At 32.0% G+C, this 11,554-nt stretch carries 8 protein-coding genes; all 8 read right to left on the bottom strand.

Annotation, left to right across the window (positions count from 1 at the left end):
- Nucleotides 1-126: 126 nt before the first annotated feature.
- Nucleotides 127-606, bottom strand: a complete 480-nt coding sequence (xdhC, locus tag ACQ3F0_RS14925; protein ID WP_428866119.1) for a xanthine dehydrogenase subunit XdhC — start codon at nt 604-606, stop codon at nt 127-129.
- A complete protein-coding gene (gene xdhB / locus ACQ3F0_RS14920) occupies nt 599-1,486 on the bottom strand; it encodes a xanthine dehydrogenase subunit XdhB (protein ID WP_428866118.1) in 888 nt (295 codons plus the stop codon). Before xdhB ends, xdhC begins: the two co-directional genes overlap by 8 nt.
- A 19-nt stretch (nt 1,487-1,505) precedes the next feature.
- A complete protein-coding gene (gene xdhA / locus ACQ3F0_RS14915) occupies nt 1,506-3,785 on the bottom strand; it encodes a xanthine dehydrogenase subunit XdhA (RefSeq protein ID WP_428866117.1) in 2,280 nt (759 codons plus the stop codon).
- A gap of 259 nt (nt 3,786-4,044) precedes the next feature.
- A complete protein-coding gene (locus tag ACQ3F0_RS14910; protein ID WP_428866116.1) occupies nt 4,045-5,403 on the bottom strand; it encodes an 8-oxoguanine deaminase in 1,359 nt (452 codons plus the stop codon).
- Nucleotides 5,404-5,628: 225 nt separating this feature from the next.
- Nucleotides 5,629-7,353: an adenine deaminase gene (ade, locus tag ACQ3F0_RS14905; protein ID WP_428866115.1), complete on the bottom strand. Its 1,725-nt coding sequence runs from the start codon at nt 7,351-7,353 to the stop codon at nt 5,629-5,631.
- Between the two features lie 75 nt (nt 7,354-7,428).
- A complete protein-coding gene (locus tag ACQ3F0_RS14900; protein WP_428866114.1) occupies nt 7,429-8,805 on the bottom strand; it encodes an NCS2 family permease in 1,377 nt (458 codons plus the stop codon).
- Nucleotides 8,806-8,869: 64 nt separating this feature from the next.
- A complete protein-coding gene (locus ACQ3F0_RS14895) occupies nt 8,870-10,225 on the bottom strand; it encodes a nucleobase:cation symporter-2 family protein (protein ID WP_428866113.1) in 1,356 nt (451 codons plus the stop codon).
- Between the two features lie 507 nt (nt 10,226-10,732).
- Nucleotides 10,733-11,494, bottom strand: a complete 762-nt coding sequence (locus ACQ3F0_RS14890; RefSeq protein ID WP_428866112.1) for a DeoR/GlpR family DNA-binding transcription regulator — start codon at nt 11,492-11,494, stop codon at nt 10,733-10,735.
- Nucleotides 11,495-11,554: the final 60 nt, after the last annotated feature.

Below are 11,554 nucleotides of genomic sequence, written 5' to 3'. Positions count from 1 at the left end.
GTATAATTATTATTTATTTCCATATGTTTAAAGCTATAACCGTAGATATTTCTTTATATAAATATCTACGGCTAATAAAACATAATTTAAATTAAAATGTATTGACTTTAGATTATATCATATTATTTAACTGTTACTGCGATTATTTTTAACTTTTTCAACAGCATTGTATATATTTTCATAACCTGTACAACGACATAAGTTACCTGATAATTCTTTTCTAATTTCGTCTTTTGTCTTCTCTTCTTCATCTTCAACAACAGCGACAGATGACATAACAAATCCACATGTACAGAAACCACATTGGATAGCACCTTCATCGATAAATGCTTGTTGAATATCTGATATGTTTCCTTCTTCATCCATTAAACCTTCAAGTGTTCGAATTTCTTTACCTTCTGCCCAAATCGCAAGATAAATACAAGAATCAAACGCTTCGTCATTAATAAGAACAGTACATGTTCCACACTCTCCAACTTCACATCCTTTTTTAACACTAGTTAGGCGAAGTTGATTTCTCAAAACATCAGCAAGTGAATCTCTATCATCTATCATAATTTCTACTTTTTCGCTATTTACTGTACAATTTAATAATACCTTAGCCATGGATTTCGCCTCCACATTTTTTAATTGCTTCTCTTAAACATCTTTTACTTAATTCTTTAATAAGCTGAACACGTAACACTTTAGATGCACGCCAAGAATTACGAGGTCTAACTTCTGTAAGCACTGTTGAACTGAAAATATCGAACATTTCATCTGAAATTTTCATTCCCTTTATTGCATCCTCTGCTTTTGGACATCTCATTGGAATAGGGCCAGCAACACCAAATGCAATATGCACTTCTTCTACTGCATCTTTCTCTTCGTTAATTTTGCAACTAACGCTACATCCTATTGTTGCAATATCCAATGCGTTACGCATAGCATATTTAATATAATGCCCTGAGAAGTTTTCATAGTTTTCTTTTGTTATATAAATAGCAGTAAGGATTTCACCGTTTTGTAAACACACTTTACCTGGTCCCACATAGTACTCAGAAATAGGAATAACTTTTTTACCATTAGGACCTGTTATTTCTAGTCTAGCATTTAGTGCAAAAAGTGTTGATGCACTATCAGCACTTGTAACACCATTCGAAATATTTCCTCCAATTGTTCCAATGTTTCTTGTTTGCGGGCCACCTACTTCATTCACAGCCTCTCCTAAAACAGGAATATATTTTTGAATAATTTGATTTTTTGTAACATGTGAAAAGCTTGTAAGAGGACCAATTTTTATAGTACCATCTTCTAACATTGATATTCCTCTTAATTCATCTAATCCATAGATACTTACAAGAGAACAACCAGAAAGGTGACCTTCACGAATCTTTATAAGTACATCACTTCCACCTGCAATAATTACTGCATCGGGATTTGCCACTAAATATTGTATTGTATCTTCAACTGAAGTAGCTCTGTGAATTTTTTCTATATCATACATTATTTTTTCACCTCTCCTTTTATATTATTTCTTCTTTTATAAATCTTTCCACAAGTCTTTGTGGTGTTAATGGTGCTTCATTAAACTGAACACCTGTTGCATGGAAAACTGCATTTCTAATTGCAGGAGCTACAGGAACAGCTGGTGGTTCTCCTAAAGCTTTATTTCCAAATGGCCCTGATACATCATATGTTTCCGCAAATTGTGCCTCTAAATGAGGTGTATCTAAGAGTGTTGGTAGTTTATAATCTAGCAAGTTATTATTTAATGGTTTACCTGTCTTTTCATTGAATAAGAATTGTTCACTTAAAGCAAATCCTAATCCCATACTCATACCACCATGTACTTGTCCCGCAGCAAGTTGAGGATTTAGAACTTTACCACAATCATGAACATTTATTATTTTATTTACTTTAATCTTACCAACTGGCATATCTACTTCTACCTCAGCAAAGCAAACCCCTAAAGAGAATGAATTTGATTTACATTGGTTTGTAACATCAGCAGTAATATGAACTGATTTTTCTGTATTATAAAGTGCATGAGTTGCAACTTCTTGAAGTGAGGCTAATGCTTCACCAGTTTCCTTATTTACAATACTATTATCTTTTAGATCAAGATTTCCTAAAGGAAGTTTCAACATGAAGTTTGCATGATCAATTATTTTTTGCTTTATTTCAAGTGCTGCTTTTTTAGCAGCCATACCTGATACATAAGATTGTCTTGATGCATAAGCACCTGTATCAAATGGTGTAACATCTGTATCTTGAGTAGATACTACATTTACTTTACTAACTGGGATATCAAGAACTTCAGCTACCATTTGTGCGAATACTGTATCTGCACCTTGCCCTATTTCTGTAGCACCCATTTGAAGTCCTACAGAGCCATCTTGATTAAGCACAATTCTACAAGAAGCAGTTTCTAATGATATTGGATAAACACCTGTAGCATAGCTAAATATAGCCATTCCAACACCTTTTCTTACAGAACCTGTTTGATTTTGATATTCTTTTTGTTTATTATCCCAATCAACATACTTTTTACCTTTTTCAATACATTCCTCAAGACCATTACTGGTACATTTAATTTGGTTGTCTACGAATCCTAATTTCATACAATTAAGTTTTCTTATTTCAATTAAATCTACACCTAATGATCTTGCGATATCATCAACATGTGATTCAATAGCAAAAGCAAACTGAGGTATACCATATGCACGCATTGCACCAGATGCAGGTGTATTCGTTAACACTGAGTACATATCAACTTTAGTTGCTAATTCATCATTATAAGTTTGTTTAAAAGCATGACCTGCTTTACTTACCATGCTATGACCGTGAGATGCATAAGCACCTTTTTTACCATATAATTCTAATCTTCTTGCAACAAAACGCCCATTTGGTCTAACATAACTTTTGATTTTAAAAGTCATCGGAGTACGTACACGAGTATTTACGAAATCTTCTTCTCTGGAAAGGTCAAGTTTGACACATCTGCCTCCTACAATTTTAGATAAATATGCATTTAGCGGCTCATAAAGAACATCTTGCTTATTACCAAATCCTCCACCTATATATGGTTTAATAACTTTTACTTTACCCCAATCAATACCAAGTGCTTGACCAACTACACGTCTTGTTATATGAGGAATCTGCGTTGATGTAACAACAACCAATCTATCTCCTTCAGCATATGCATAAGAAATAGGCGCTTCGATATGACAATGTTTAATTGTAGGTGTTTGATATTCTCCTTCAAAAATAAGAAGCCCTTCCTCTTCAATCGCTTTATCAAAATCACCAATTTCGTATTTTGTATGTGCAAGAACATTATCTGGGAATTCATCATGAATCGGTCTTGCCCCTTCTTCCATAGCTGCTTCAATAGAAATTAATGGTTCATACTCCTCATATTCAACCTTTATTAATTCAATAGCTCTTGATGCAGCTATACTATCTTTAGCAATTACTGCTGCTACATCATCACCGTAATATCTAACTCTTTTGTTTAGTAGTTTTCTATCTGCAATATCTTGATGACTTGGATCAAGAGAATACGGATGCCCTGCAGTAGGGAATTTAATATCAGGAACGTCGAAACAAGTTATAATTTTAACAACTCCGTCCAACTTAGCTGCCTCTGTTATATCAACATTTTTAACTAATCCATTTGCAATAGTACTGTGTTTAATTTTAGCAACAAGAGCATGACTTAACTGAAAATCATCCGTAAATTTAGCACGTCCAGTTACTTTATCAAAAGCATCAACTCTTTTAATACTTTTCCCAATACTCATTTTATCCCTCCTTGTATAATAAGGATGTCTTAAAAATAATTCCCTCTTTATACATAAAAACATTGCCATTTCTACAATTTTTCATATCAATATTCTTATATCAGTATAATTGAAGTTATTTTTTTAACGATCCTTAGCACATTATAAGAAATTTTAAATTCCTTATAACGAATTTTTGACGTAATCAATTCAATCTATTAGCTTTTCAAACTTTAATTAGTTGAATTTTCAGACGATATTGAATAAATCAATGTTATTATCAATATCCTCTTATAAATTTTTTTGCTACAGTATCGCTTTCATAATAAATTTTTTCTTCATCTACATTTACAAGTTTACCATCTTTTACAATAATCTTTCCATTTACAATAGTGTAATCCACTGCACCTTTAAATCCAACAGTACTAAGTAAAGATTTTGGGTCAAGATTAGCACCTACAAGTTCTATCCTATTAGTATTTATCATAAATAAATCTCCAGCCATTCCAACAGACAATTTTCCAATATCATCACGACCTAAAACTCTTGCACTACCTTTTGTGGCTATTTTCAGCAAATCATAACCAGTGGGAGCATTTTTACTAGAATTTAATCTGTGTAACAAAAATGAAACTCTCAACTCTTCAAGCAAGTTTGATCCATCATTGCTTGCGCTTCCGTCAACCCCAAGGCCTATAGGTACATTAAGCTTTAACATCTGAGGAATCTTTGCTATTCCCGATGATAACTTCATATTTGATATGGGACAATGACAAATACCAGTACCTGTTTTAGCGAGTAATTTTAATTCATCATCAGTAAAGTGAATACCATGTGCAAACCACACATCAGAACCTATCCATCCCAAGCTTTCCATATACTCTAGAGGGCGCATATTGAATTTTTCCAAAGTAAAGTTTTCTTCATCCTTTGTTTCTGCAAGATGTGTATGCAATCGAACTCCAAGTTTTCTTGCAAGCTTTGATGATTCTTTCATTAAAGTTCCTGTTACACTGAATGGAGAGCAAGGGGCAATGGCAACCTGCCTCATAGAAAACCGATTCTTGTCATGAAACTTTTTCACCAACTCTTCGCTATCCTTTAAAATCTCATCAACAGACTGAACAACAGTATCTGGTGGAAGACCACCATCCTTTTTACTTAATGACATGCTTCCTCTTGAAGCATGCATTCTTATACCAAGTCTTTCTGCTGCATCAAATTGAGTTTCAATTAAGTTATTTTGATTTTCTGGAAATACGTAATGATGATCAAAGCATGTTGTGCAACCTGTTTTTAAAAGTTCTCCCATTCCACAAAGTGAACTATGCATAATAACATCACTATTTAGATTTTTCCAAATCTCATACAAATAATTTAGCCATGGAAATAATTCCATATTTTGAACCTGTGGAATATTCCTACTAAAAATCTGATACAGATGATGATGTGTATTTATAAGACCTGGATACGCTACCATATTTGTTGCATCTATAATTTCATCGGCTAATTTCACTTCATTTCCAATATATTTAATTTCGCCGTTTTCAATATATAGATTTATATTTTGGAATAAATTGTCATCATCATCACATGTAACAAGGTATTTAATATTCTTTATAAAAATTGAATTTTTCATATTACACTCCTATACTAATCTATCTAACAATAGTTAGTGTATAATAACAAATCTGATATCATAACAAAATTAATATATTCTTATAAATTTAGTATAACACCTCAAAAAAGTAAGTCAATATTCTTTTGCAATCTTTTTTTAAATTTACAAAATATTTTTAATTATTCAAACTTATCCATCTGTTTCAAATATATAGTATCAATCTAGAATTTAGTAATGTATATATTACAAATTAGTAGGCTCAAATTTTACAACATCAAACAATCCTTGATCGGTAATTTTCAATTTAGGAATAACTGGTAACGCCATAAATGCTAAAGTCATAAATGCATTAACATTTTCACTAATCCCTAATTCTTCTACAGCAATTTTGTTAAGTTTTTCATGGCCTTTTGATACAGTTTCTAAATCTAGACTGGACATAATCCCCCCCACATCCAAAGGTAAACTTCCTTTCACCTCGCCATCTTTAACTATGACAAGACCTCCGCCAATCTCTATTATTTTTTCTACAGCTTTTTTAACATTAGCAGGATTATTGCCAATGACCACCAAGTTATGTGAATCATGTGCTATAGTAGATGCAATAGCTCCATTTTTCAGACCATATCCTTCAATCAAACCTTTCCCAATGTTGCCAGTACCTTTATGTCTTTCGAATACATAAATAGGCAAAATATCAGCAGCTTCATTATATTCGTAGTATCCATTTCCATCTATGTTCACGTTTCTAGTTACATTCTCAGTAAAAAGACTGTGATCCATAATTTTGATAACTTTTGCAATGTTCGATTCCAATTTTATTTTCAAATCATCCTCTGAAAAATCTTTTATATTAACACTATTAGATACACTTTCTAAAAGATTTTTATCTTCCTTTATAAATGTATACCAATTTTCTTTTATCTGTTCTCCTTTTTTAAATGTTTTTAGCACATTAAAATCAGTTAAATTATCAACTATTATAAAATCTGCTATATAACCAGGAGCAATAGCCCCAAGATTTTTCAAACCGTAGCATTCTGCTGAATTAAGTGTTGCCATTCTAATAGCAGTTATTGGGCTTACCCCTCCTCTTATAGCAAGCCTAATATTGTTGTCTATATGACCTTCATGTAAAATATCTTTAGGATGTCTGTCATCTGTACAAAATGTAAATCTTCGTTCATTAAAAGGATTTACCGCACCAACTAAATCCAATAAATTCTTAGCTGCAGAACCTTCTCTTACTGCAATATAAATTCCATTTCTAAGTCTATCTAATACTTCTCTATGATTCATACATTCATGGTCTGTTTTAACACCTGCCAAAGAATAAGCATTTAATTCTTTTTCTTTAATAACAGGTCCGTGACCATCTACAACTTTATTATATTTATCAGTGAGTTCAAGTTTTTTTATAATGCCTTCATCTGTAAAAACAACACCTTGATAATTCATCAATTCGCCTAATCCTAAAACTCTTTGATGTTGAATAAGTTCTTCTAAATCTTCTGCTTCTAATATAGCACCTGATGTTTCAAATTGTGTAGCAGGAACGCAGGAAGGCAACATGATATATACATCTAGAGGTAGATTCTCACTAGACTCAATCATATATTTGATACCGTCAAGACCTTTAACATTAGCTATTTCATGGCAATCAGAAATAACAGTAGTTGTACCTCTTGGCAGTACCGCTCTAGCAAATTGATATGGCGAACCCATAGACGACTCTATATGAACATGGGAATCAATTAAACCTGGAACTATATATTTCCCTTCACCATCAATAACCTCTGCCCCTTCATAATCTCCAATACCTATAAATACACCATCGCTAATAGCTAATTTGCCATATATGATTTCTTGAGAGAATACATTGATAACATTACAATTTTCAATGACTAAGTCTGCTTTTTTTCTACCTGTAGCTACCTCAATTAAATTTTTCATTTTACTTAATTCCATATCAGCGCCTCCTGCTTGCTACCATTTCGAGCTTATTTTTAGGTTAAAACTGCATAACCAATTATATTTCTAATCTTAAATAATCCCCTTAGCTTTTAAACCAGAATAAACTAGTTTTATAATAAATAAAATAGCTAAAATATATATAATCGGAGATACTTTTTTCTTATTGCTTTCATCCTTTTCTAATAAATTTGATATGAAGTTAATTACTCCATATGAAAGAATACCAATTGAAAGTCCATCACCAATACTATAAGTTAACGGCATTAATGCAATTGTTAAAAATGCTGGTACACCTTCAGTGAAATCATCAAAATTAATCTTCACAACATTACCTATCATGAAGAATCCAACAATAATTAATGCTGGTGCAGTTGCGCAACTTGGAATAGCCATAAATAAAGGAGAAAGGAACATTGCAACTAAAAATAATATACCCGTTACAACTGATGCAAGCCCAGTTCTAGCACCTTCAGCAACACCGGCAGAACTCTCTACATATGTTGTTACTGTAGATGTTCCAAGTACAGCACCCATAGTAGTTCCAATTGAGTCTACTAATAATGCCTTACTACCATTTTTAACTTTACCTTCTTTATCAAACAAGTTTGCTTTTGTTGCTACACCAAGTAAAGTACCTAAAGTATCAAAGAAATCAACAAATAAGAAAGTTATAACAATTCCCATAATAGTCAACAACTTAGAAGGTGTAAACAAATAATCCCACTGAATTTTTCCAGCGATTTCACCTATGGAAGTATATCCAAAAGGATTTCCTGTTGGTCTAAAAATCATATAGCTAGCAGCAGTTTCTGGAGAAATAGCAGCATAAATCCATGCTAGAACTGTACTAGTAACCATTCCTATTAGAATTGCTCCTTTAACATTTTTCTTGTAGAACACTACAATCACTAAAATACCTATTAAAGTTATTACAACAGTTGGATCTGTAAAATTACCCATTTTAACTTTAGTAGCTGGATCAGTTATTACCATACCTGCATTTACAAAACCAATAAATGCAATAAATAACCCTATACCTGCTGTAACCGCAAGTTTTAACGTAGTCGGTATACAATTTGCAACTGCTTCTCTTACTTTGGTTAATGATAAAATAATAAAAATAATACCTTCAATAAATACAGCGGTAAGTGCAACTTCCCATGGAATATTCATACCTATACATACAGTATAAGCAAAGAATGCATTAAGACCCATTCCAGAAGCTAATGCAAGAGGTAAGTTTGCTATAACACCCATTAGTATAGTACTAATTCCTGCTGTTAAACAAGTTGCAGTTATTACAGCAGCTTTAGGCATACCAGCCTCACTAAGTATTATGGCATTTACTGCAATTATATATGCCATTGCAAGAAAAGTAGTAATTCCACCTGTTATCTCGCTTCTAACAGTTGTCCCATTTTCTTTTAACTTAAAAAAATTTTCCATATAAATCCCTCCACCATATAATTTATATATTAGGCAAACGCTATTCCATCTACCTTAATATCTTTTATTGTGAAATTATCTCTGAATCTACATTTGAACCTGTATTTATTGGTGATTCTTCTTTTAATACTAAGTTAAGTACTAGAGCTACAACTGTCCCTGCACTTATACCAGAAGAGAAGAAACTTTTAACAATAGCAGGCATACTACCTAAGAAATCAGGTCTTACAGTTACACCAATACCCACTCCAAGTGAAATTGCAAGAATAAGCATATTTCTATTATTTAGCTCAACATCCTTAATACTCTTAATTCCTGCTGATACAACCATTCCAAACATTATAATACCTGCTCCACCTAAAACTGGATTAGGCATAATTGCAACAAGAGCACCTATTTTAGGGAATATACCTAATCCCATTAAAATAATTCCTGCAATTGCAACTACATGTCTACTTGCTACTTTAGTAAGTGGTATAAGCCCAACATTTTGTGAAAAAGATGTATTAGGCCCAGCATTAAAAGCTCCTGCAATAAGAGATCCAACTCCATCAGCTAATATACCTTTAGAAAGCTCATCTGATGATACTTCTTTGCCAGATGCTTCCCCAACCGCCATAAGACATCCTACTGTCTCAACGGTTGTTACAAGATAAGCTATTACAAATGAAATAAAAGCACCTAATTTAAAAGTAATACCATACTTAAAAGGTGTTGGTAAGGCAATCCAACTAGCATTACTAATTGCAGAGAAATCTAACATACCTAATGGAAAACATATTATGTATCCGAATACTAATCCAATTATAACAGACGCAGAAGAAAGGAGTCCTTTACCATATCTATTTAGTAATGTGATTACTATCATAACTGCAAAGGCAATACATACATTTCTTATACTACCATAATCTTCAGCTCCATATCCACCAGCAGCCCAGTCTATTGATACAGGTAATAAAGTCAAACCAATTAACATAACAACTGTTCCAGTAACAATTGGTGGAAAAAATTTCCTTAAAGGTTTAATAAAACGACTTAGAATGATTTCAATAAAAGATCCCATTATAGTTGCCCCAAATATTCCTGGTAATCCAAAGGCACTACCTACTGCAATGGATGGTCCAACAAATGTAAAGTCTGTTCCCATAACACATGGAAGTTTAGATCCTACAGGACCAACACCCCTAGCTTGAATAAATGTAGCTATCCCTGCTGCAAACAATGCCGCACTTACTAAAAATGCAACATCCTTCACTGGCAATCCTAATGCCCCTCCAACTACCAGAGGTACTGCTACAATCCCTCCAAATGCTGCCATGATGTGTTGAAAACCAAGTAAAATTGAGATTTGGATTGGTGGTTTGTCATTTATTTTGTATAAAATGCCACCATCATCCTTTGATGAATTTACTGTACTCATAGAATATCCTCCTTTTATAATTAAAATAAATATTATAAATAAGCTGATTAATAGATAAAAATTATGTTTACATTAAAATTTCGAATATTTCGTTTTGTTAAGGTTTACAATTCTATTTTCAACAAAAGTAAAACAGTTATGCTTGTCTAATTTTTATTTAATATATTCTATATATACCTTATTATAATTAAATCATTACAGTGAACTATTTTATGTATTCGCTAAATTCCATGCAAATTCATCTTTAGTAAGTCGGTAAGTTAATTTTGATATGCCCTTTTAGATAAACAATAATATAGTACTAATAATTTTCTTTACTATTCTAGATTACTACTTTAAAAAAACAAAGTCAATGATTTCCTAAAAAAATATTTTTTTATTACAAAAATTTTTTAATTTCTTGTTTATATGGAATTTTTCAAAAAAAATTCCAAGTACAAAAGGTATCCACATTGTGAATACCTTTTGATAAATTTACTATAGTCAAACACTTAATTAATAATATATCTAGATTAATTCTATATCTAATTCCTTCAAACTACTTACCACATTTTCATCAGGCACTTCATCGACAATAATTCCATCAACATCATAAACTTCTGCAAACTTATAGGTACCATCAATATAGAATTTCTTACTTTCCATAACTAAATAAACCTTTTTTCCGGCATTAATAATTGCAGTCTTGGTATTTCCATCCTCCATCTGAAAAGTTGTAATACTTTTATCAAATAAATTAACACCACAACTACCGATAAACGCTTTATCCACCTTAAATTTTTTAATTCGTTCAATAGCTGAAGACCCCACAAACCCATTCAACTCATTGTTGAAAACTCCTCCAGTACAGATTACTGTTACATTAGAATTCTTACTAAATACATTTACTATATCAAACATATTTGTTATTATAGTAACTTTCTTATTACTTTCAGCAATTAACTGAGCTAAAAGAATATTAGTAGTTGATATATCCAGAAATATATTATCCATGTCTTCTATAAGCTCAAAAACCTTTTGGGCAATCTTTTTTTTCGCATCCAAATCTAATTTCTTTCTAGAAACAATTGGGTTTTCATGAGCCGCATTACGAATTAACATAGCCCCACCGTAAGTCCTCTTGATTAATCCCTTTTTCTCTAGATTCTTCAAGTCTTTTCTTATACAATCTTCTGTTACCTGAAATTTTTCACTAAGTTCTTTAACTATTATTTTACCATCTTTGTTTAATTCATTCATAATTTCATCTAGTCTTTCCTGTGCAAACATATATTCACCCTGCCTCTAATAATATTTCTGATAAATCTAATAAATTTATAATAACAAACA

The sequence above is a fragment of the Clostridium sediminicola genome, from assembly GCF_050402865.1.
Lineage (GTDB): Bacteria > Bacillota > Clostridia > Clostridiales > Clostridiaceae > Clostridium_AF > Clostridium_AF sediminicola.
Note: the sequence above shows the minus strand (reverse complement) of the source record. Positions and strands in the feature narration are given on the sequence as shown.